The sequence below is a fragment of the Sphingomonas glacialis genome, assembly GCF_014653575.1.
In the GTDB taxonomy this organism is placed as follows: Bacteria; Pseudomonadota; Alphaproteobacteria; order Sphingomonadales; family Sphingomonadaceae; genus Sphingomonas; species Sphingomonas glacialis.
This window is the reverse complement of sequence record NZ_BNAQ01000001.1, coordinates 749203-772759: the sequence shown is the minus strand read 5'-3', so window position 1 is coordinate 772759 and position 23557 is coordinate 749203. Positions and strand designations below refer to the sequence as shown.

The 23557-nt window shown below is 65.2% G+C and carries 17 protein-coding genes and 2 pseudogenes; 7 read left to right on the top strand and 12 right to left on the bottom strand.

The window, feature by feature from the left end; all coding sequences use genetic code 11:
- Window positions 1-72: 72 nt before the first annotated feature.
- Window positions 73-729 (top strand): Dps family protein, encoded by a 657-nt coding sequence (locus IE187_RS03665; RefSeq protein ID WP_189675136.1) that lies wholly within the window; start codon window positions 73-75, stop codon window positions 727-729.
- 47 nt (window positions 730-776) lie between these two features.
- Here the strand turns inward: IE187_RS03665 and IE187_RS03660 are convergent, their stop codons facing one another.
- Window positions 777-2057, bottom strand: coding sequence for a DEAD/DEAH box helicase (locus IE187_RS03660; RefSeq protein WP_189675135.1), 1281 nt, complete (start codon window positions 2055-2057; stop codon window positions 777-779).
- A 148-nt stretch (window positions 2058-2205) separates the two neighbouring features.
- Window positions 2206-2436: a hypothetical protein gene (locus tag IE187_RS03655; protein ID WP_133189044.1), complete on the bottom strand. Its 231-nt coding sequence runs from the start codon at window positions 2434-2436 to the stop codon at window positions 2206-2208.
- Window positions 2437-2725: 289 nt separating this feature from the next.
- Here IE187_RS03655 and IE187_RS03650 point away from each other — a divergent pair, with 289 nt between their 5' ends.
- The 4 genes from IE187_RS03650 to IE187_RS03635 are packed head-to-tail and all read left to right on the top strand — an operon-like array spanning window position 2726 to window position 6955.
- The gene (locus IE187_RS03650) at window positions 2726-3790 is read left to right on the top strand and encodes a DUF47 family protein (RefSeq protein WP_133191998.1); all 1065 of its coding nucleotides are present in this window, start codon (window positions 2726-2728) and stop codon (window positions 3788-3790) included.
- Between the two features lie 8 nt (window positions 3791-3798).
- Window positions 3799-4812, top strand: coding sequence for an inorganic phosphate transporter (locus IE187_RS03645; protein WP_133189042.1), 1014 nt, complete (start codon window positions 3799-3801; stop codon window positions 4810-4812).
- A gap of 53 nt (window positions 4813-4865) precedes the next feature.
- Window positions 4866-6437: a cryptochrome/photolyase family protein gene (locus tag IE187_RS03640; RefSeq protein ID WP_189675134.1), complete on the top strand. Its 1572-nt coding sequence runs from the start codon at window positions 4866-4868 to the stop codon at window positions 6435-6437.
- A complete protein-coding gene (locus IE187_RS03635; protein ID WP_189675133.1) occupies window positions 6434-6955 on the top strand; it encodes a YdcF family protein in 522 nt (173 codons plus the stop codon). Before IE187_RS03640 ends, IE187_RS03635 begins: the two co-directional genes overlap by 4 nt.
- A gap of 101 nt (window positions 6956-7056) precedes the next feature.
- Here the strand turns inward: IE187_RS03635 and IE187_RS03630 are convergent, their stop codons facing one another.
- From IE187_RS03630 to IE187_RS03595, 8 genes and pseudogenes are all read right to left on the bottom strand, one after another.
- Complete coding sequence (locus IE187_RS03630) at window positions 7057-7476, bottom strand: globin domain-containing protein (RefSeq protein WP_189675132.1); 420 nt, start codon at window positions 7474-7476, stop codon at window positions 7057-7059.
- 363 nt (window positions 7477-7839) lie between these two features.
- A pseudogene (locus tag IE187_RS03625) lies at window positions 7840-8730 on the bottom strand (integrase core domain-containing protein).
- An 83-nt stretch (window positions 8731-8813) separates the two neighbouring features.
- Window positions 8814-9566, bottom strand: coding sequence for a LacI family DNA-binding transcriptional regulator (locus IE187_RS03620; protein ID WP_229839212.1), 753 nt, complete (start codon window positions 9564-9566; stop codon window positions 8814-8816).
- A gap of 87 nt (window positions 9567-9653) precedes the next feature.
- Complete coding sequence (locus IE187_RS03615) at window positions 9654-10376, bottom strand: IS6 family transposase (protein ID WP_189675131.1); 723 nt, start codon at window positions 10374-10376, stop codon at window positions 9654-9656.
- A gap of 112 nt (window positions 10377-10488) precedes the next feature.
- On the bottom strand, window positions 10489-11211 hold the full coding sequence (locus IE187_RS03610) for an IS6 family transposase (RefSeq protein ID WP_189675130.1): 723 nt from the start codon (window positions 11209-11211) through the stop codon (window positions 10489-10491).
- A gap of 59 nt (window positions 11212-11270) precedes the next feature.
- Window positions 11271-13544, bottom strand: coding sequence for a beta propeller repeat protein (locus tag IE187_RS03605; RefSeq protein WP_229839211.1), 2274 nt, complete (start codon window positions 13542-13544; stop codon window positions 11271-11273).
- 25 nt (window positions 13545-13569) lie between these two features.
- Window positions 13570-15132, bottom strand: a complete 1563-nt coding sequence (locus IE187_RS03600) for a GH39 family glycosyl hydrolase (RefSeq protein ID WP_189675129.1) — start codon at window positions 15130-15132, stop codon at window positions 13570-13572.
- 150 nt (window positions 15133-15282) lie between these two features.
- A pseudogene (locus IE187_RS03595) lies at window positions 15283-16432 on the bottom strand (L-lactate dehydrogenase).
- 404 nt (window positions 16433-16836) lie between these two features.
- On the opposite strand from IE187_RS03595, the gene IE187_RS03590 reads away from it, so the two are divergent.
- Both IE187_RS03590 and IE187_RS03585 read left to right on the top strand, forming a co-directional pair.
- Entirely contained in the window at window positions 16837-17697 is an 861-nt protein-coding gene (locus tag IE187_RS03590) for a 2,4-didehydro-3-deoxy-L-rhamnonate hydrolase (RefSeq protein WP_189675128.1), read from the top strand.
- A gap of 171 nt (window positions 17698-17868) precedes the next feature.
- Complete coding sequence (locus IE187_RS03585; RefSeq protein ID WP_189675127.1) at window positions 17869-20130, top strand: glycoside hydrolase family 3 C-terminal domain-containing protein; 2262 nt, start codon at window positions 17869-17871, stop codon at window positions 20128-20130.
- A gap of 153 nt (window positions 20131-20283) precedes the next feature.
- Here IE187_RS03585 and IE187_RS03580 read toward each other — a convergent pair whose 3' ends face one another.
- Together IE187_RS03580 and IE187_RS03575 are read right to left on the bottom strand one after the other, a co-directional pair.
- Window positions 20284-21063 (bottom strand): IclR family transcriptional regulator, encoded by a 780-nt coding sequence (locus IE187_RS03580; protein ID WP_189675126.1) that lies wholly within the window; start codon window positions 21061-21063, stop codon window positions 20284-20286.
- A 64-nt stretch (window positions 21064-21127) separates the two neighbouring features.
- Window positions 21128-23464 carry a glycoside hydrolase family 31 protein gene (locus IE187_RS03575; protein WP_189675125.1) on the bottom strand — a complete coding sequence of 779 codons (2337 nt, stop codon included), beginning with the start codon at window positions 23462-23464 and terminating at the stop codon, window positions 21128-21130.
- Between the last annotated feature and the right edge of the window lie 93 nt (window positions 23465-23557).

Here is a 23557-nt window from a genome sequence, read left to right as displayed (position 1 = left end):
TCGACCGAACGACCGTTGAGCGTGTCGAGCGAGACGCGGTGGCGTCTCGAGTGCTCGATCGAAAGGACTTCCATGCGTTCCATCCTACTCGCCACGGCGGCGCTCCTGTGTGCGTCGCCCGCGCTTGCCCAGACCCAGCCGCAGACCGACCCGTTCCCGCTCAACAGCGTCACCGACCGCGTTCATGCGGGTCCGCAGGGCGAGGGGCTGCGCGCTTCGACCCAAGCGCTCCAGCAGACGCTGACCGAACTCCAGCAGCTCCAACTCGAGACCAAGCAAGCGCATTGGAACGTCTCGGGTACCTTGTTCTACCCGCTGCACGAATTGCTGCAGGAGCATTACGAAGGCGTGGCAAAATATGCCGATGAAGTCGCCGAGCGACTGCAGGGGATCGGCGTCTCGTCGGACGGTCGCGCCAACACGATCATCCGCACAAGCCGCATCCCTGAATTCCCGGGCGGCTTTGTCGACGATGCACAGGTCATCCAGTGGTTCGCGCAATATTACCGGGTGACCAGCGACGAGATCGCGCAGGGGATCAAGGCGACCAACGACACCGATCCGACCACGTCGAACCTGCTGCAGGAAGTCCAGCACGCGATCGACAAATATCAGTGGCAGATGCGTGCGATGATCCAGTCGACACCGACCGACTCGAACACCGGCGCCGATCTCAACGGCGGCCGCCCGCTCGCGCCCACCGGACGCCCGAGCGCACCGGTTCAATAAGCGCAAAGGGGCGGGAGCGCGTCTGGCGCTGCCGCCCCAAACACGGCTCAGGCAGCCTTCGCCGCCATCCGCGCGGCGGCCTTTTCCTCTTCGGTCCAGACCTTGCGCTCGCGCTCCTTGGGTGCCTTGACTTGCTTGACCGGGCCGCCGCCGAGCACCGGCGCGCGCTTGGTGGAGTGGCGCGCGAGTTCGCAATGCCACGCATGGTCGTCATGGACGGTCAGCGTCTGGCCGATCTCGCGTTCGACATCGTGGAGCCAGGCGCGCTGCTCGGCATCGCACAGCGTGATGGCGTAGCCGCTGCGCCCGGCGCGGCCGGTGCGGCCGATGCGGTGGACATAGCTTTCGGGCAAGCTCGGCAGATCGTGGTTGAAGACGTGCGTCACGGTGTCGACGTCGATCCCGCGCGCGGCGATATCGGTCGCCACCAGGACTTGCACCGTGCCCGCGCGGAACGCGTCGAGCGCGCGTTCGCGCTGGCCTTGCGACTTGTTGCCGTGGAGCGCCTCGGCGGTGATGCCGCCTTCGCTGATGAACGCGCACACTTCGTTGGCGATGTTCTTCTGTAGCGTGAAGACGACCGCCTGGCCCATGTCGGGGGTCCGCAGCAAGTCGAGCAATGCCGCCTTCTTGTTGGCGGCATCGAGGAACATCACCGACTGTTCGATCCGCTCGACCGTGGTCGAGGGCGGGGCGATCTCGACCTTTGCCGGATCGCGCAGCAAGCTATCGGCGAGCGCTGTGATCGACTTGGGCATCGTCGCCGAGAACAGGAGGGTGTGGCGCTCGGTCGGCACGGTCGCGACGATCTGCGCGATCGGCTTGGCAAAGCCCATGTCGAGCATCTGGTCGGCCTCATCGAGCACCAGCGCCTCGAGCGTGGACAGGTCGCATTCGCCCTGCTCGATCAGATCGAGCAAGCGCCCCGGTGTCGCCACGATGATGTCGACGCCGGCCTCGAGCGCCTTGACCTGGTGGAACGCGCTGACGCCGCCGAAGATCGTCGTGACGCGCGGCTTCAGATCGCGACCGAAAGTCTCGAACCCCGCCGCGATCTGCGACACGAGCTCGCGCGTCGGCGCCAGCACGAGGACGCGAGCGCCGCGCGCAGGTGTGGGGCGGGGATCGGCGGCGAGGCGATGGAGCAGCGGCAGCGCGAAGGCTGCGGTCTTGCCGGTGCCGGTCTGCGCCATGCCGAGCATGTCGCGGCCCTGCAGCAGCAGCGGGATCGCGCCGGCCTGGATCGGGGTCGGCTTGGCATAGCCGAGGTCGGCGAGGCTGCGCAGCAGGAAGGGCGCGAGTGCGAGATCGGCGAAAGTCATGGTCATGGGCACGCGGCGCCTCCGGCGCTGAGCAAAGCTGCGCCTGATCGGGCTTAGCGAGGTTGGGAGCGCGGGCTGGTAGGTGCGATGCTGCACTGCGTCAATCTCGAACATCTCAGGCGGGGACGCTCAAGGCCGCGTTGTAGTGGCCGCTTTATTGAAGCTCCAAAGCGCGGATCGCTTTCCCCGCGATCGTCTGTCCCGACACGCTGATCGAATAGCGCCACAGCTCTTCATCGGGATCGGTCATCGCGATGCGGATCATCTTGGCCAGAGGGCCGTCGCCAATCTGCTCGAGCACGGCCCGCTCGATCTCGTCGGGCCATTCGGCGCGCGAGCGAAACAGGACGGCAGGCTCGGACGGCGACAGGGACCGCGCAGTCATGGGATTCGCATCTTTTGCTGCTCTGCTCCTGTACCGTTTCCAACGAACGGCTTGGCCCGACATCGCCGGAGCGCACGCGAGACGCAAGTCTGCGGTGGAATATGCGTCGATTCGGCGGTAGCGAGCGATCGTCGTGCGACCCATCCAACCGCAGCGACGATGCCGCCCATGGGATTGGCGGCGTCGTGGCGGTCCGATACGGGGGTGCAACAAAGGGAGCCTGATCATCCGCCAGATTGCAGCACTGCCCTATCGCACCGAAGGGACCAGAATCGACGCGCCCGTGCGCGTGTTGCTGGTCACCTCGCGCGAAAGCAAGCGATGGGTCATTCCGAAGGGAAATCCGATGACCGGGATGGCGTCCCACCGGGCCGCCGCAGTCGAGGCCGAGGAGGAGGCCGGCGTCAGCGGTCTCGTCTGCCCGACCCCGCTCGGATCGTACCGCTATCGCAAGCGCAAGGGCAACGGCGCCTCGCTGATGCTCGATGTCGACGTCTTCCCGTTGGCGGTGACGCGCGAGCACGACGTGTGGAAGGAACAGTCGCAGCGCGAACGCCGCTGGTTCTCGCTCCCCGACGCCGCGGACGCGGTCGATGAAAGCGATCTGCGCGATCTCATCCGCTCGTTCGGCCCCGCCGAATTCAAGACCGCCGCAGAGCGCAAGGGTGTGCTTGCGGCCGTTGCCAAAACTACGAAAGTCCGTCCGATGTTCGCTTGGTTCCAACGCCTCCTGCCGCGCACCGGCAATTTCTTCGAGCTGTTCGAAGCGCACGCCGTCGCGATCGGCGCCGCGGCCGACGCGGTCGCGCGGTTGCTGCGCAACGGCACCGGCGGCGCCGCCGACCATATCCGCGAAGTGATCGAGCGTGAGCACGACGCCGACGACATCACGCGCGAGATGCTGCTGACGGTGCGGCGGACCTTCCTCACGCCGTTCGATCGCGGCGCGATCACCAGCCTGATCGGCGCGATGGACGATTCGATCGACGAGATGCAGGCCGCGGTGCAAGCGATCGACCTGTACGAGGTCGCGCACTTCACTCAGGAAATGACCGACATGGCCGCGATCATCGTCGATGCCGCGCGGCTCACCGCCGAGGCGATGCCGCTGCTGCGCGACGTTGGGAGGAATGGCGGGCGGCTGCACGAACTGACCGAGCGGATGGTCCGCATGGAGAGCCAGGCCGACGCGATCCACGCCAACGGCGTAAAGCGCGCGTTCAAGGAACTCGGCGCGAGCGACACGCTCGGCTTCATCGTGCAACGCGAGGTGTACAAGCATCTCGAACGGATCGTCGCCGCCTTCAAACACGTCGCCAACGAAATCGATGGCATCGTCATCGATCACGCCTGACCAGATCGATGTACACCTTAGCCTTGCCCTTGCTGATCGGCCTGATCGCCGTCGCGCTCGCGTTCGACTTCCTCAACGGGTTGCACGACGCGGCGAATTCGATCGCGACGGTCGTGTCGACGCGGTTGCTCAAACCCGTCCACGCCGTGCTGTTCGCAGGCTTCTTCAACTTCGCCGCCTATTTCCTGACGATCACCTTTCCGAGCCTGCACGCGGTCGCCTCGACGATCGGCAAGGGGCTGATCGCGCAGGAACTGGTGACCCCGGCGGTGGTGTTCGGCGCGCTGGTCGGCGCGATGTTCTGGAACGTCGTGACCTGGCTCAAGGGCATTCCCTCGTCGTCGAGCCACGCGCTGGTCGGCGGGATGATCGGGTCGGGAGTCGCGCATGCGGGCATCACCGGGGTGCAGTGGAGCGGACTCAACAAGACGCTGATCGCGATCGTGCTGTCGCCGGTGCTCGGCATGATCCTGTCGATGCTGATCATGCTGGTGTCGAGCTGGCTGTTCAGCCGCGCCACGCATCGCACTGCGGAGCGCTCGTTCCGCGCGCTGCACTTGATCTCGTCGGGCACCTATTCGCTCAGCCACGGGCTCAACGATGCGCAGAAGACGATGGGGATCATCACCGTCCTGCTGTTCTCGACCGGCTATCTCCACGGCGATTTCGAAGTGCCGCATTGGGTGGCGATCAGCTGCTACGTCGCGATGGGGCTCGGCACGCTGACCGGCGGGTGGAAGATCATCGAGACGATGGGCTCGCGCATCACCAAATTGTCGCAGCACCAGGGGTTCAGCGCCTCGCTCGGCGGGTCCGTGATGGTGTTCGCGGCGTCGCTGCTCGGGATTCCCGTCTCGACGACGCATACGATCACGGGCTGCATCATCGGTGCCGGCGTCGCCAGGCGCGCGTCGGCGGTGCGGTGGGGCGTGGCGCAGAACGTGCTGGTCGCGTGGATCATCACGATCCCCGCCTCGGCGGCGGTCGGCGCGGCCTTCTACATGCTGACGACGCTGTTCTGAGCGTCCAATCGCGGCGTGGTGCATCCCGGCGCGATTCCGGACGTTGGAGTGCGATGACCATCCTCGTTCCGATCCTCGGCGACCAGCTGTCGCACACCATCGCCTCGCTGCACGGCGTGCCGAAAGACGGCACCGTCGTGCTGCTGATGGAGGTCGCCGACGAGACGACCTATGTCCGCCACCACAAGCGCAAGATCGCGCTGATCTTTTCGGCGATGCGGCACTTTGCCGACGAACTGCGCGCGGCGGGATGGAGCGTCGATTACATCCGGCTCGACGATCCCGCCAACAGTGGGAGTTTCTCGGGCGAAGTCGCGCGCGCGGTCGATCGGCATCGGCCGAGCGCGATCCGGGTCGTCGAGCCCGGCGAATGGCGCGTGCGCACCATGATCGACGGCTGGGCCGAGCGGTTCGGGCTTCGCGTCGACGTGCTGATCGACGATCGTTTCATCTGCGGCATCCTCGAATTCCAGACCTGGGCACAGGCGCGCAGCGAGCTCGTGATGGAATATTTCTATCGCGAGATGCGCCGCAAGACCGGCCTGCTGATGACGCCCGACGACAAGCCCGAGGGCGGCCGCTGGAACCTCGACAAGGACAATCGCGCACCGCCCAAGCGCGGGCTCAATTATCCCGAGCCAATGCATTTCGCGCCCGACGAGACGACGCAGGCGGTGATGGCGCTGGTCGCCGATCGCTTTGCCGAGCATTTCGGGCGGCTGGAGCAGTTCGCCTTGCCGGTGACCGCCGCGCAGGCGCGCGAGGCGCTCGCGCATTTCGTCAAGACCGCGCTCCCCGATTTCGGCACGTATCAGGACGCGATGGTGACGGGGCAGGACTGGCTCTACCATAGTTGGCTCAGCCCCGCGCTAAATATCGGGCTGCTGACCCCGCTCGAGGTCGCGCAGGCCGCCGCCGACGCCTATGCCGCGGGGAGCGTTCCGCTCAACGCGGCGGAGGGTTTCATTCGCCAGATCATCGGCTGGCGCGAATATGTCCGCGGCTATTACTGGCTCGAGATGCCCGACGTCGCAGCCGCGAACGCGCTCGAGGCGACGCGGCCGCTGCCCGATTTCTACTGGACCGGCGACACGCAGATGCTGTGCCTTGCCGAGGCGGTGCGCAACACGCGCGACAATGCCTATGCGCATCATATCCAGCGGCTGATGGTGCTCGGCAATTTCGCGATGCTCGCCGGCGTGCGGCCGCAGGACGTCGCCGACTGGTTCCTCGTCGTCTATGCCGATGCCTATGAATGGGTCGAACTGCCCAACGTCATCGGCATGAGCCAGCACGCCGATGGAGGCCGGCTCGCGACCAAGCCCTATGCCGGGGGCGGCGCGTATATCGACCGGATGTCCGACCATTGCGGCAAATGCCGCTACGATGTGAAAAAGAAAGTCGGGCCCGACGCTTGCCCGTTCAATGCGCTGTATTGGGATTTTCTCGCGCGGCACGAACGTCTGTTCGGGCGCAATCACCGCATGGCGAACATGTACGCGACGTGGAACCGGATGAAGCCCGAGGTGCGCGACGCGTATCGGGCGAGCGCGCAGGCTTTCCTCGCGACGCTCGTACCGGCGGCGAAAGGGTGGGCGCGGGGTAGCGGATCGAACGCGCGATGACGATCGACAGACCTGAGGCGCCCGCGCGCACCCTCGTTGTGGTGTTCGGGGCTGCCGTGCGGGCCGATGGGACGGCTAGCCCCGCACTCGCGCGCCGCGTCGGTTATGCCGCTGCGGTTGCCGAAGCGGATCCGCGCACCGACCTGTTCCTCTCGGGCGGGGTGGGCACCTATCCACCGTCCGAGGCGGCGGTGATGGCCGAGCTGCTGCACGGCACCGTCGCGCGCGATCGGCTGATCCTCGATGACGTGAGCATGGACACGCTCCAGACGGTTCGCGCGGCTGCGGGCTATGCGAGGCGTCACGGCTATACGGCGATCCGGACTTGTACCGATGCGTACCACCAGCCCCGCGTGCGGATGCTGTTTGCGTTGCTGGGCCTTGCCAGCCGTCCAGTGCGGATGGTCGCGCGCGGGCCAAGGCCGTTGCAGGCCAAGATGTGGATGCGCGAGGCCGCGGCGATCCCCTACGATATGGTCGCAGGCGTGTATGCGGCCTGGCGCCATCGCCGTCGATGAGGGGAAGGCTATCGCGGTCGGTGTCCCGCCCGCGATCGTGTCGGTCTACGCGCCGGGCAGGATGGCCGATGCAGGCGTGCGAGCGACCCTGGCGTTCTGCGCTAATGTCCCGTGCTGGACTCCGATATCATGATGGCCGCAGTCTCCGCATAGAGCGCTTCCCAAGCTTTACGGGCCTCCGAAGTGAAACGGCTCTCCAGAATTTCTGCGAACGTATCGATCAGCACGGCTCCGACGATCGCATATTGGTATGTGTCGACACCGTACTGAACATGCTGTCTGGCCAAGGTCGCCAAGGTCGGACGCATGCGGGCAAGGTCAGCGATGTTTTCGACCAAGACATCGATGGTTTGCTTGAATACACTCGTTTGGTGCGCCAATTCGTCAGGAAATAGCGCGCGTACGAACGGATGCTTCAGGAATAGCTGGTGATAGAAGAGGATAGAATACGGTTCGGAATGCTTGCAAATCAGCGAGTAGCTGTCCTTCACGAGCTGAACCTGCTCTGGAGTTAAAGCCACCTTCGCTGCTCCTCTCGGATTATATCGTTCGATATTCCATCATTTCAGTGTCCGATTACCCCGCTGCCATCTTGACCCGCCAAGCTCGCAGCCTGGCAGAAAATCATGATACAGAACAATCTTGCGCGTCAATGATCTAGATCAAGTTCAACCCGATAGAGTGCCGATGCTTTGGGGGTATTTTTGGGTAACAGGCAGCGATCGGTAGCCATAATAGACGGGCGGTGAGAGCACATGCGCGCGCACGATTATCCCCAGTGTGGCGATCAATGAGATGGCGTTCGTGATTGAAGTTGTTGTGGACGTTGGCATGGACCGAAGCGAACTTCTGTAGGGTCCTCATCTGCCCCGTGCTCCCCATTCTCAGGCCGCTGATACCTTAGCTTTGGTGTCCGTATGCCCTTGGCTGGGGCGGTTGGTAAACTCGGCGAGTGCCAACCCGCCAAGGCTGCGGTGCGGACCCACATTGTTTTGGTCCGTCCGCCATGCCGCAATGATCCGTCTCGCCGCAGCCAGCGATGAGAACCGGTGCTCGTTCAAGCACCCGTCGCGCAAGCGACCATTAAAGCTCTCGACCAAGCCGTTCTGCTGCGGCTTGCCCGGCGCAATGTAATGCCATTCGACCCCTGTCTCCTGGCACCAGGGGAGGACGGTGTGACGGGTGAGCTCGGGGCCATTGTCGCTGAACACCGCGCACGGCAGCCCACGACGTTCGGCGATGGCGCCCAGCTCGCGAACGACCCGCCGGCCCGACAAAGAGGTATCGACGCCCTCACGCTTGAGCAGGATCGCCAGCCGCCGATAGCCGAACCGGCGGCGCTCATTGGCGATCTCGCGCATCCGCTCGCGGACAACGTCGTCCCTTCCGCGCAGCGGCTCTTATTGCCATGCCGACCGATTGACCCCGACCAGCCTGCAGGCGCGACGCTTACGAGAAGCCGTGGTCGGCCATCAGCTTCTCCACCGCAACGTAGCGCGCCGCAGACCGGGTCAGTTTTTTCCCAGCAGATCCTTCAACGCCGACACGTTCAGCATCGACTCCGCCAGCAGCTTCTTCAGCCGTCGGTTCTCTTCCTCGCGCGCACGCAATCGCGCAGCATCGGACACCGTCAGCCCGCCATACTTCGACTTCCAGGTGTGAAACGTCGCATCGCTGATCCCGTGCTTGCGGCACAGGTCGGCGGTCTTCACGCCAGCCTCATGCTCGCGTAGCACGGCAATGATCTGATCCTCGGTAAATCGGCCTCGCTGCATCACTCGTCTCCATCTGACGAGCTAACGTACCAATGGCATGATTTCTGGGGAGCATGTCACACGGGACCTTGGTCTATTGACCGTCAGGAGATGTTGTGCGGCGCCGGCGGCGGCGTATCGGCAGTACCGCTGATCGTGCTCGCACGCTGCCTGATCTGCGGCGCAACCCAGCGAATCCCGGTGTCGTTCCCCCCGGCGAGAATCGCCGCCGCGCGCGACACCGCCTCGGCGCCGATCTCCGCAATCCCCACACGCATCGTGGTGAGGGCCGGAGTGACGAAGCGGGCGAGCGGGATATCGTCGAACCCCGCGACGGCGATGTCGTCGGGCACGTTAAGCCCGGCGCGCTGAAAAACGACGAGCGCGCCGATCGCCATCATGTCGTTCGCCGCGAACAGCGCATCGGGCCCCTCGACGTCTCCGAGCAGCGCCTGTGCGGCAGCTGTCCCCGATTCCTCGTCGAAATCGCCCGTCAGGACGCGCGGGTTGAGGCCGTGGCGGGTCATCGCAGCCCGATAGCCGACGATGCGCTCCTCGGCATCGCGGTTGCCGCGCGGGCCAGAGAGGTGGACGATGCGCCGCCGCCCGGACGCGACCAAATGCTCGACCATCGCATCGGCGGCGGCGACATTATCGATGCGGAACTGCGGATGGTCCGCCGCGACGTCGGGACAGCTGATGAGGACCGTCGGCAAACTCGCCGGGATATGCGCGAGCAGGCGCTCGGGGTCGATATCGGGCGCCATGATGATCAGGGCGTCGACACGCCCGCGCATGAAGCGCAAAGTCTCAGTCCCGCGGTGATCGCCGTGCATGTTCGACAGCAGCAGCTGCAACCCGCGCGCGGAAGCCTCGGCGTGGTGCTGTCAGTCTAACGCGAACCGCTCTCTCCACGATGCATGTCGGACTTTTGCGCGCGGGCCTTATCCCATAACTGACTGCCACTCGGCCTGTGCGGCTGAGCGGCGTTGTTTGTAGGTTTTGCGGTCAACGAGATGGCGTTCGAGATTGAAATGGTTGTGCACGTTTGCATGTACGCTGGCGAACTTTTGTAGGGTCTTCATCTGCCTGAACCTAAGCATCGCCCGCTCTCGTCGTCGGAAGGGCAGGTGGCTGTTTTCCACCCGGTTATTGGCCCAGCGAGCGACCTCCTGCTTCTCCTCGTTCCCAAGGTCCCTCATCGCTGCGCGATAGGAGCGAAGGCCATCGGTCCTGATCGCCTCCGGCGAGCCATGGCGCTTAAGGGTCTTTTTCATGAAAGTCAGCGCTGCGGCTTTGTCGCGCGTCCTGGTGACAAAGCTTTCGAGGATCTCGCCTTCGTGATCGACCGCGCGCCAGAGGTAAACCATCTCGCCATTGAGCTTCACGTACATCTCGTCGAGATGCCAGCGCCAGTGTCGGAAGCCGCGCATCCGGTTGACCCGCTGCCGCCGGATGTCGCCGGCGAAGATCGGGCCGAACCGCCCCCACCATTGCCGCACTGTCTCATGGCAAATGTCGATTCCGCGCTCGAACAGCAGATCCTCGACGTTTCGAAGCGATAGCGGGAACCGCACATACATCATCACCACCAGCCGGATCACCTCGGGTGACGAGTTAAACCGGCGGAACGGGCTGGGGGGCAGGGCTCTCGATTTGCGGCTCATTGGGCCACGGTAGCGAACGCCTCGTTGGTCTGACAGAGCCCACGTGCCGGTTCTGTCAGTCTAACGCGAACCGATCTCGCCACGATGCAGGTCGGGCTTATGTAATGGGAGTCTAACCCATGACCGACTGCCACTCGGCCTCGGCGGCTGAGCGGCGTTGTTTGTAGGTTTTGCGGTCAACGAGATTGCGTTCGAGATTGAAGTGATTGTGCACGTTTGCATGTACGCTGGCGAACTTTTGTAGGGTCTTCATCTGCCTGAACCTAAGCATCGCCCGCTCTCGTCGTCGGAAGGGCAGGTGGCTGTTTTCCACCCGGTTATTGGCCCAGCGAGCGACCTCCTGCTTCTCCTCGTTCCCAAGGTCCTTCATCGCTGCGTGATAGGAGCGAAGGCCATCGGTCCTGATCGCCTCCGGCGAACCATGGCGCTTCAGCGTCTCTTTCATGAAAGTCAGCGCCGCGGCTTTGTCGCGCGTCCTGGTGACAAAGCTTTCGAGGATCTCGCCTTCGTGATCGACCGCGCGCCAGAGGTGAACCATCTCGCCATTGAGCTTCACGTACATCTCGTCGAGATGCCAGCGCCAGTGTCGGAAGCCGCGCATCCGGTTGACCCGCTGCCGCCGGATGTCGGCGGCGAAGATCGGGCCGAACCGCCCCCACCATTGCCGCACTGTCTCATGGCAAATGTCGATTCCGCGCTCGAACAGCAGATCCTCGACGTTTCGAAGCGATAGCGGGAACCGCACATACATCATCACCACCAGCCGGATCACCTCGGGTGACGAGTTAAACCGGCGGAACGGGCTGGGGGGCAGGGCTCTCGATTTGCGGCTCATTGGGCCTCGGTAGCGAACGCCTCGCTAATCTGACAGAGCCGGTTAGCAGGGACCCGGCTCTATCGCGGTAACACGCCTCGCGGGTCGCCATAGACGATCCCACGTCCGTCAGTTGCGACATACACGCGTCCGAAACGGCGCGGGTCGCCGGTGATGGCGCGAAAGCGTAAGCCCCATTGGTGGCCGGCATCGTTGATCCGGGTCCAGCGCGCGCCGCCATCGACCGAGCGCCACACGCCGGCCTGTCCGGCGTTTCGACCGAGCGCGTACAGCGCCGGGAAGGCCGCGCCGGGAAGGGGCTTGCCGAGGCCGAAGCCATCGATCGCGATGGTTCCGGTCGTATGGGCCCAGGTCTCTCCCGCATCGCGGCTGCGATACAGCCCGCCGTTCAGCAGCAGCCACAGCGCGCCGGCGCGATCGGGGGTGGCGATTAACGCGCTCGGGACTTCGCGGCTGGTCGCGTGCGCGCTCGACAGATCGGCCAACAGACCATGGGCTGCCAGTGCGTGGAAGCTGGCGCCGCCATCGTCGCTGCGGGCGAAGCGCGCAGTGGCGAAATCGAGCGCATAGAATAGGTTCGGATCGGCCTTGTCTGCGACGATCCGGCTGCCGCTCGACAGCCCGGCCACAGGATGCCAGGTCCTGCCGCGGTCGCGTGTCCATTGCGGCCCCGCGGTGCCGGCGACGAAGGTCGCGCCATTCGCCGACACCGTGATCGCGGCGTCACCGGTCACTTCGGGCGCGGGATGTCCAGCGGCGGGCGCCTCGCTGTGCGGCGCGAGCGGCTGCCAGTTCTCGCCGCCGTCCGCCGACCAGGCCAATGTCGGTCCGTCGCCGATGCGGCCGTGCGCCGTGCCGCTACGCACCACGATCGCCGGCGCCTGGCCGGCATAATCGAGCGTATTGGTGTTGCTGAGAAACGGATCGCGATGCACGTGCGTCGGCGAGACGGTGAGATCGGCATGGCGAAAGCCCCCAATGTCGCCAAAGCCCGAGATCAAAGGCGCGCCGCCGGTCGGGCTGGTCATGGTGATGATCGCGGTCTGCTCGATCCCGCGCGTCCAGGTCGCCCAGGGCATCGTTCCGCTGACGGCAAACGCCTTGGTATCGTAGACGGTCGCCCCGGTGGAATAAGCGACATGACCGTCGTCGAACGGATCGATCGCGAGCGCGGCGATCCAGTGGCCGAAATTCGCCGTGCCGCCATCGAGCGCGAGGAAGGGCGATGCCGAGATATCGCGCGTCGAGCGGCGATACAGTTCGTCCCAATGCGCCCCGGCATCGATCGAGCGCCAAACCGTGTCGACCGGGCGATAGCGATCGACCGTGCTGACCGCGATCACGCGGGGATCGCGCGCCGAAACGGCCACACCCATATAGCCGCCGACCGGAGCATCGGGGCGCCTGTCGGGGGTCACGTCCTGCCAGTGCGCGCCTGTCGCATCGACGCGCCAGACTGCGCCGCGGCTTATCCCGTTGGGGCCGATCGCATCGCTATACGTGATGGTGAGCACTCCGTCGCCGCCCAGCACTGCCTTGACCGGCAGGAGCGCGGGATCGGGCCCGCCGTCGACGACCTGCCAGTGCTCGCCGCGATCCTCTGAGCGAAACAGGTGCTGCGCGCCTGGGTCGGCGCTCGCCACGAACAGGCGACCGGCCTTTGTCGGGTCGAACAGCACGAAGCTCAAGCCGCCATGTGTCGTCCGGCGCGCGGCGGGCAGGCCGAGCCCGGGGAGCGGGAAGCGCTCGGCTTTGCGCCAGTGCGTGCCGCGGTCGCTGCTGTGCCACAGCCCGTCGTGGCGCGACCCGAACCACAGGCTGGTGGTGTCGAACGGATCGATCGCCAGCCGCTCGCCCAGCCCACGCCCGTCCTCGTTGCCGCCCATCGCGAACGGAACGGGTGTGATCGTCCAATGCGTACCGCGATCGACTGAGCGCAGGATCGCGGCATCGGCGCGCGCTCCGACACCCGCGGCGAGATAGACGACATTGGCGTCGTGTGGGTCCGCCGCGACGCTTTCAACGCCCATATAGCTCGCATCGGCGATGCCGTCCTCGAGCGCGATCCAGCGCCTGGCACGCCCATCCCAGCGATACGCGCCACCCATGTCGGTGCGGAGATAAGCGAGCCCGCGTTCTACCGTGCTGAACACGATTCCTGGTGCGAACCCGCCGCCGCCAACCACGACGTTGTGCCAGTCATACTGCGTCGCCGGTACGACCTCAGCCGCGACGATTGGCACACTCGTCGAAAGCGCGAGGGCGCCCCATGCGCCATTTCGTCGCAAGGTGCGGGCCGCGAGGATGCTGGCGATGGCGGAACGAACTATCATCGGGGAACTCCTGGCCGCAGCCGGTCTATGGCTTGAGCGGGTCCAACGTCACCGATACGACGTCGTTGGTCCGCAACGTGACCGTGCGCGAGAAGCGTCCCTCGGCCGCGATCGTCACGACGCGCGTTTCCTCGGGCGTGTCGGCGGTGAGCGCCTGCATCTGCTGGACCTGCGTGCTGCTGAAGCGGTCGGGCAGACCCATGTCGATATAGGCCGAGAGCGGATCGTTGTGACGATAGCCGGTGCGATTGATCCGCAACGTATATCGACCAGGCGCGAGATGGCGCAGTGTCATCGCGACCGGCGCCTGATCCGTCGACGGCTGGAGCCGGGTATAAAAGGGCTTGTTGCTTAGAGCCTGCACCGGCTGGTGCCAGTCCCACAGCAGAATCGCGACACGCTTTCCCGCGATGCTGACAACCGTGTGCGCGTCGGCGACCGGGACGGTGCGGCCGCGCAAGGCATGGAGGTATTTGTAGGCGAAATATGCGGGTTTGCGGATGCCTTCGCGGTTCGTCAGGCCGAAGCCGCCATGAAATGGCGTTGGCGGCGGCCCCGGTTCCTCGAACAGGTCGGTGTAGGTCCAGTAGCTCATGCACTGCGCCAGTCCCTGGCTCTGCTTGAGCTTGGTCAGAATGTAGGGCGCGCTCACATAGCTGTCATGGACGAAATCGCGCGGGGTGTAGCTGGTGCTCCACTCGCTGAAGAAGAGCGGCAGGCCGCGATACGGCGACACGTCGATCTGAGTGCGGACTTTGCGCACGTCGCCGACGATCGCATCGGGCGAGGCGGACAATTTGGTGTCCTGCTTGCCCTTCTCGTCGAGGAAACCGCCATCGACGCCGTAGGTATGCGTGGTGACAAAATCGACCGGCACGGCATTGGCGTGCGCGAAAGCGAGAAACTCCGGAACCCATGCCGCACCCGCGGTCGACGGCCCGCCGACGCGCAGCGCCGGGTCGATCGCCTTCAGCTTGCGCGCGGTCTGGGCATAGAGGTCGAAATACGCCTTTTGATCGGCGCCTTCCCAGAAGCCGGCAAGGTTAGGTTCGTTCCACACCTCGAAATACCAGCTGCGCACTTCGGCCGCGCCGTAGCGCTGGCGGAGATGGCGCGCGAAGGCGTCGATCAAATGTACCCAACCGTCGGGCTTGGGGTGCGATGTGTTGCCCTTCCAATAGAAGATCGTCTGCTCGGAACTGCGCAGCGCATCCGGGGTGAACCCCAGTTCGACAAACGGCCTGATGCCCTTGGCGAGCAACGCGTCGTACAGCATGTCGATCTTGCTCCAGTCATAGACAGTGCGGCCGTCGACGATCTTCACCGTGCCGAGCACGTCGTGGAAGATCGCGTGGAATCGGATGTAGCGGAAGCCGAGTTCGCGCTGGGTCGTCTGGAGTTGCGCCTGGCTGTCGGCGCGGATCAGCGTGCCGGGATAATCCGATCCGACCGACAGGTCGAAGAAGCGGTCGATCGGCGCGCCGGGCTGTGCGAGATCGGCATCGACATGCCGCGGCGGCTGCTGGGCAAACGCGCCACTCCCCAACGAAGATGCGAAGGCCAAACCTGCAACCAAGATCGCCCGCATCGCCGCGCCCATTCCTCACCATTCGCCCGTATGGACGTCTAGTAGCGCAGGCATTCAAAGCGCGAAAGCGACAAGTGTCTATCTGTGAAACCGCAGTTTACCGGTGACAATCAAGCGACGCGGTTCGGGGCGACCTAGGCCGCCGCGAAATCATCCGCCTTCGGACAGCACGGTCCGGTCGATCGCGGCGATTGTCGTGCGCGCGGTGAGCGCTATCGCGACGCGCATCTCCGCTTCCATCAGGCGCAGCATGTGCGCGACGCCCTCCTGTTCGCCGCCGGCGAGCGCTTAGACCCAGGCGCGACCGGGCAGGACGCCCTTGGCGCCCAGCGCCAGCATGCGCACCACGTCGAGCCCGGAGCGTACCCCACCATCGGCCAGAACGGTGAGCCGATCGCCCACTGCATCGGCGATCGGCGACAGAACGCGGGCGGGCGAGGGTACGCCGTCGAGCTGCCGTCCGCCATGGTTGGAAACGACGATCCTGTCCGCGCCGATGTCGGCCGCGGCGCGCACATCTTCGGTGTCGAGAATGCCCTTGATGATCAGCGTGCCATCCCAGACCTCACGAATGAACTGCAGGTCGCGCCAACTGATCGTATCGTCGAAATTGTTCCGCATCCACGCGAAAAAATCCTCGAGCCCGCTCTTGTCGCCGAGCATCGGCGCGACGTTGCCGAGCTTGTGCGGGCGGCCGTGTATCCCGACATCCCATGCCCAACTCGGGTTCATCGCGCCTTGCCAGCTGCGGCGCAGTGCCCCCGCCAGCCCAGGCGCGCCGGCCAGCCCCGAATGATAGTTGCGGTAGCGCGAACCCGGCACCGGCATGTCGACGGTGAAGATCAGCGTGGTGCAGCCGGCCGCTTTCGCTTGCAGCATCAGGTCGCGCATGAAGCGCGATCGCGGATCATGTAGCGCTCAAACCAGAACGGCTTGGTCGTGCCTTTGGCGACCTCGGCGATCGGACAGGCCGAGACCGTCGACAGGCGGAAGGGGATCCCGGCCGCCTCGGCAGCGCGCGCGGCCTGCACCTCGCCGCGCCGCGCATTCATGCCCGCCAGGCCGATCGGTGCGAGCGCGACGGGGAGGGCGAAGCGTTCGCCGAACAGCGTCGTCGAGACGTCGATAGCCTAGACGTCGCGCAGCACGCGCTGGCGCAGCGCCACCGCTTCGAGATCGGCGACGTTGCGGCGCAAAGTCACCTCGGCATACGAGCCGCCGTCGATATATCCGAACAGCAACCGGGCAGGCGCCGCCGCGCAAGCTCGCGATAGTCGAGTGCACTGGCCGCCCGCCTCATCGCAGGGTCACGAATGCGTCGCCGACGACCGCCAGTACGGCGCTGGTGACACGGGGGGAAGCGCGGCAAGGACGAACGTCGATACGCGGATCGCGTCAGCGATTTCTCTTCCGGCCGAAGCTCCAGTCACCGGGATCATTCTGCCAGCGGGCAACATGCACTTTCTCCTGTTCGCCCGTCGCTTCACTGTCCCACCGTTAGATCACGAAGCGAGCCCCGCATCGGGAAAAAGTGGACTACGGCACAGCTGAGATGGTGCCGATCTTCGCTTAACGGTTGCCCGGCGAGATCAAGCCGGTCAGTGGGCAAATGAAGACCATCGCGCTCGACATGGCCGACTTCCATGTCGCATTACGGCCTGAAGTTTCGTTGCATTCGCTCCCGTCAAGATTGAGTATTTCCCTATGAAGCTCTGCCGCTATGGTCCCGTTGGCGCGGAAAAGCTCGGCCTGGTCGATGCCGATGGCGTCTCGCGCGACGTCTCCGGAATCGTCGACGACATCACGCCGGCGACGCTTGACGTGATCGAGCGGCTGCGCGCGACCGATCTCGCCAGCCTGCGGGAGGTCGAAGGCGAGCCGCGCTTCGGCGTGCCCGTGGCTGGCATTGGCAAGTTCATCGCGGTCGGTCTCAACTATGCGGACCATGCCGCGGAGGCGAACCTGCCGGTGCCGCCCGAGCCGATATTCTTCACCAAGGCGATCTCCTGCCTGGTCGGAGCGAACGACGACGTGATGATTCCGAAGGGCGCATTGAAGACCGATTGGGAAGTCGAACTCGGCGTCATTATCGGCAAGACCTGCCGCTATGTCGAACAGGCCGATGCGCTCGATCATGTCGCCGGGTACGTACTGGTCAACGACGTGTCGGAGCGCGCCTTCCAAAAGGAACTCGGCAGCCAGTGGGACAAGGGCAAGGGGTGCGACACGTTCGGCCCGACCGGTCCGTGGCTGGTAACGCCCGACGAGATCGGCGATCCGCAGGCGCTCGAAATGTTCCTCGATGTCAACGGCCAGCGGATGCAGATCGGCAACACCAAGACGATGATCTTTCCCGTTGTAGAATGCATCGCCTATGTCAGCCGCTTCATAACCTTGCTGCCCGGCGACCTGCTGATCACGGGCACGCCGCCGGGCGTGGGCGAGGGTCAAAAGCCCAACCCGGTTTTCCTCAAGGCCGGCGATACCATGCGCCTCGGCATCGACAAGCTCGGTGAACAGCGTCAGCGCGTGGTCGCCTTCGATCTCTCTGCCAGTCGCGCATGAGCGCGCCAGCCGGGCGCTGATCGCGGCGCGATGCGATCGACGGCTGCTGGGCTTCGGAAGTGCCGGACGGCGATTGCGGGTGTTTACCTGTCAAATATGTGCGCATATACGGATAGGTAACGACGCCGCCTTCGCAATGGACGGCAAGGCGCGCTGGTAGAGGATTTCATCATGACGCTTCGTATCGCGGCAGTGCCACTGCTGCTGGTCGGCGCGGCCGCTTCCGCCCAGGTGGCCGCTCCGCCGCCGCCCGCGAAGGTTGCACCCGTCGCCGGCACGCCCGTGCTCCCCGCCTGGAACAAGCCGGCGATACGCGGCGCATGGAACGACACCCGCCTTACGCCCGACCTGCGCGCCAAGGCGCTGGTCGCGGCGATGACGCGCGACGAGAAACTGACCTTGGTGTTCGGCTATTTCGGCACCGATTTCCCGGTGTCGCTCTACCACGCGCCTGTCGAGGCGCATGCCGGATCCGCGGGCTACGTACCGGCGATCGCCCGCCTCGGCATCCCGGCACAGCACCAGACCGATGCCGGTGTCGGTGTCGCGACGCAGGGCGGCGCTGCGGTCAAGCGCGAGCGTACCGCTTTGCCGTCGAACGTGGCGATCGCGGCGAGCTGGGATGTCGCGGTCGCGCATGCCGGCGGCGCGATGATCGGCGACGAAGCGCATCGCTCGGGTTTCAACGTCATGCTCGCCGGCGGGGTCGATCTGTTGCGTGAACCGCGCAACGGCCGCAACTTCGAATATGGCGGCGAGGATCCCTTGCTCGCCGGCACGATGGTGGCCGAGCAAGTCCGCGGCATCCAGTCGAACCACGTCATCTCGACGATCAAGCATTATGCCTTCAACGATCAGGAGACCGACCGCAACACCGGCAATTCGGTGATCGAACACGGCGCGGCGCGCGTGTCCGATTTGCTCGCCTTCCAGCTTGCGATCGAGCGCGCCGATCCGGGCTCGATCATGTGCTCGTACAACCGCGTCGACGGCACGCATGCCTGCGAAAATAGCTGGCTGTTGACCGACGTGCTGCGCACCGATTGGGGCTTCAAGGGCTATGTGATGAGCGACTGGGGCGCGACGCACAGCACCGCCATTGCGGCCAATGCCGGGCTCGACCAGGATTCGGGCTTCCCGTTCGACACGCAGCCGTTTTTCGCGGCGCCTCTGCGCGAGGCGGTCGAGCGCGGAGAGGTGACGCCGGCGCGGCTCGATTTGATGACGACGCGGATCGTGCGATCGATGTTCGGGCATGGCGTGTTTGAGGATCCGGCGATCGAGCGGCCGATCGATTATGCCGCGCACGTCGCGGTGACGCGTGCTGCGGCAGAGGCGGGCGCGGTCTTGCTCAAGAATCAGGACGATCTGCTCCCGCTGGCCGCCAGCGCCAAACGCATCGCGGTGATCGGCGGACATGCCGACAAGGGCGTGCTTGCCGGTGGAGGCTCGTCGCTGGTCTATCCGATCGGCGGCAATGCGGTGCCGGGATTGCTACCGACGGGCTGGCCGGGGCCGATCATGTATCATCCCTCGTCGCCGCTCGACGAGATCAAGCGTCACGCCCCGGGAGCGACCGTGACCTTCGCCGATGGCAGCGATCCCGTCGCTGCCGCGGCGCTGGCGCGCGACGCCGATATCGTCATCGTGTTCGCGACGCAGTGGCAGGGCGAATCGTTCGACACGCCGATGACGCTCGACGGTACGCAGGATGCGCTGATCGACGCGGTCGGCGCCGCCAATTCCAAAACCGTGGTGGTGCTCGAGACCGGCAGCCAGGTGGCGATGCCGTGGCTCGACCATGTCGGCGCGGTGCTCGAAGCCTGGTATCCCGGTACGCAGGGCGGTGCGGCGATCGCGAACCTGCTGTTCGGCAAGGTCAACCCGTCGGGGCGCCTGCCGATGACCTTTGCCAAGAGCGTCGATCAACTGGCCGATCCCGCCACGCCGCATGTCGGCAACGTGGCGTATAGCGAGGGCGCGACGGTCGGGTACAAATGGTTCGACGCCAAGGCGATCGCGCCGCTGTTCGCGTTCGGGCACGGCCTCTCCTATACGCGGTTCACCGTCGGCGGCCTCACCGCGGTGGCGGCGAACGGTGCGCTGACCGCGCGCTTCACCGTGCGCAACACCGGCGCACGCGCCGGCGCGAGCGTGCCGCAAATCTATGTCTCGCCGGATGCTGGCGGCTGGGAGGCGCCCAAGCGCCTCGGCGGTTTCGCCAAGGTCGCGCTGGCACCGGGCGCGAGCCAGACCGTGTCGATGTCGGTCGATCGGCGCTTGCTCGCGACGTGGGACGAAGCGGGGCATCAGTGGAAGGTCGCGGGCGGTGCCTATAAGGTGATGCTGGCGGATTCGGCGCGCGACATCCGCCAGACGGTGACGGTCACGCTGCCCGCGCAGACGATGCCGGCGACTTGGCGCGCTAAGTAGTCCCTTCTTCAACTATTTTTCCCGGCGAAGGCCGGGGTCCAGTAGCGATGGCCGAGGATAATATGCGCTACGCTTGCGCATTGGACGCTGCGCTACTGGGCCCCGGCCTTCGCCGGGGCAGCGACAGCTTGCACAAGGGGCAACTCAAAAGTGCTAAAGCCGCTCGTCGCTTTGCACCAATTGCTCTGCGATCCGCTCGGCTGCGGCGAGCACCATGACCGATACTTGCTCGGCGCTATGCACGGGTTCGCGCCTTTCGAGATACGGCACGGTCAGCGCCGCCGCGGCCGCGCCGCCGCGCATGATCGGTGCGGAGATGTCGGTGACGCCACCCACCAGCGGGCTTTGCGTCAATTCGACCTGGCGCGTGCGCACGGTATCGGCATGTGCGCGAAATTCCTTTAGTGCCGCCGGGCTGAGCGCCGGCGCGAACAGGCTCTCCCAACGCTGCCGCACCGCGTCCGATTGAAACGCGTAGAGCACTGCGCCCGACGCGGTGCTGGGGATCGGCCGGCGATAGCCGACGCGCACCGAAAATCCGACCTGTTCGCCCGATTCGACCCGCGCGACGACGACCATCTCACCGCGGCTGTGAAAGGCGAGGTGGCATGACTCGCCCGAATCCTGCACCAACTGCCGCATCACCGGCAGCGACAGTTCGACCAGGTTGCGCGTGCGCGGTTGGCGCATGCCGAGCGCGAACAGCCGGTCGGTCAGGCGATAGCCTTCCGAGCCGGCATCCTGGTCGATATAGCCACGAAACTGCAGCACCTGCACCATGCGGTGCAGTTCGCCGCGCGAGCGATCGAGCTGGTCGGCGATCGCCGCTAAGGGGAGCGGCTCGGCCGCGTCGGCGAGCAGCTCGAGAATGTCGAGCCCCTTTTCAAGCGCGGGCGCCTTGTAGCGGCGGTCCTCGTCTTCAATGTCGTCCATCGTTTCCCCCGGTATGCAGCGCCGATCATAGAAGGTCGCGACCAAAGCGCACAAGCGCTGTGCGTTAGCGGCCGACGACCTTGACCAACGCTGCGACATCCTGCCCGCTCGGCAGCTTGCCCGATGCGGTCAGCCGCCCGCTGGCATCGTCCCAGCGCAGCGTCGCAGTGCCGCCGCCCTTACGATAGGCGTTGCTCACCCCGTCATCGTCGTACAGCGTGAAGCTCGTCGAACGGCCTGGATAGACGCGAATGCTCTCGAGCGGCTGGCGTGTCGCGGTACTCGGCACTTGCGCCCCCATCGGCACGATCGATCCGGCGCGCACGAACAGCGGGATCTTGTCGATTGGCGCTTGCGCCGTGATCGTCTGGCCACCGGCATGCTTCTCGTTGGTCCAGTAATCGTACCAGTCGGCGCCGGCAGGAAGATAGACCGAGCGGCTGGTCGCACCTTGCTCGGTCACCGGCGCGACGAGGAAGGCGAGGCCGAACATATATTCGTCGCCCATGTCGGTGATCTTTGGGTCGTTCGGGAAATCCATGAACAGCCCGCGCATGAACGGCGCGCCGCTCTCATACGTGTGATGCGCCGCTGCGTAGAGATACGGTACCAGTGCGTAACGCAGCTTCAGATACTGCGCGAGCACCGGCTCGGCCGCCTTGCCGTAATCCCAGATCGCGGTCGCCGGACGCTGGCCATGGATGCGCAGCGTGGGCGTGAAGGTGTTGTACTGGAACCAGCGGACGAACAGTTCGGGATAATCGGCATAGCTCGGCGGCATCGCATCGGCGCCGGCGGGATCGAGCAGCACGGGATGCTCGGCCTTGGGGCCGTTGGGATACTGCCAGCCGCCAGTGTCGCTGCTCCAGTAAGCAAGGCCCGATGCGGTGAAATTGAGCCCGGTCGGCACCTGGCGCTTGAGCGCTTCCCACGTCGACTGGACGTCGGACGACCAGAACAGGCAACCGTTGCGCTGCGTGCCGAGATAGGCGGCGCGGCACAGGATCAGATTGCGGAAATCGGGGCGGTCCTTGGCCGATCCATCGGCGACGCTCGCCGTGTGCACCAGCGGGAAGAGGTTGTGATAGCGGTCGCCGGAACCGATTGCGAACTCATGACCATCGGGGACCAGATCGGGCTCGGTCTCGTCGAGCCAGAACCAGTCGAAACCCTGACTGGCGATGTTGTCGCGGATCTTACTCCAGTACCAGGCGCGCGCATCGGGATTCGTGCTGTCGATCAGCGCGCCCGCGCGGTCCGAACGGACCGGGAGGCCGTCGACGACCGAGCCGTCCTGGTCGTGCAGCAGCCAGCCCTTGGCCGACAGCATGTCGTAATAGCGCGATTCCTTCTCGAAGCGCGGCCACACGCTGACGATGCTGTGCATGCCGAGCCCCTTGAGCTTGGCGTTCATGCCCGCGGGGTCGGGGAAGAAGGTGTGGTCGATATCGAGCTGGCCCATCCGGCTCCAGTAGAACCAGTCGAGCACCATTACGTCGAGCGGATAGTTGCGGCTGCGATACCCTTCCGCCACGCCGAGCAGTTCGGCCTGCGTCTCGTAACGCGCCTTGCTCTGGATGAGCCCGAACGCGGCTTTCGGCGGGAGCGGGGTCTTGCCGGTCAGCTTGGCAAAGCCCGCATAAAGGTCGTCAGTCGTGTCGCCGGTGATGACGAAGAAGGACACGCGCTCGCCGACCTCGGACTGCCAGTGCGTGCTGTTGTGCAGCCCCGGCGACACGGTGGTGGTCGAGGGATTGTCCCAGACGATCCCATAGCCCTTGTTGGTGACCATGAACGGCACGCAGACCGTTTCGCCGGCGGGGGCGTCGTAATTGTGGCGGCAATCGATCGTGCGGCCACGCAGATCGAGTTTGCCCTCCTGGTTCTGGCCGAGCCCGTAATAATGCTCGTCGAGCGGCGCGGCGAAGCTCGCTCCGATCTTGAAGGTCTTTTCGCCCGCGACGGTGTGCGGCGCCATTTCCCAGCCGTTCATCTGCGTGATGAGGTGGCCGTCGGTGCCCTTCACCGTGATCGACACGGGGGGAAGCGACGGCGCGAAATAGCGCTCCATCTGCGTCGGCGCCTTTGGCCAAGGCTGAGCATTGACCGTCAGCGACAGTGCGGACGAGGCGAACACGTCGCCCGAGGCATCGCTGCGATGCGACCAGCCGCTGGCATCCGACTTGGCGTTCGGCCCCGGTCCGGGCGCGGCATCGGCGAGATCGCGGTCGAGCGCGATCGTCACGCGGACGATGTTGGGCGCATAGGGTTCGATCGCGACGCGGCTGCCATTACGGTCGAGCGAGGCGAGCGGCTCGGCCTGTGCGGAAAGCGGGATCAGAGCGATGGCGGCGGCGCCTGCCCATTTCGCGAGCGCGCGCTTTCGGGATACCATTGCCATGTCGCTCATCCTCTTCTGTGTTGCCGCTGGTTGACGCACTCGCGGTCGCCGGTCACTGCTGTTCACCTATGAGCATTCGTTTCACTGGCGCAA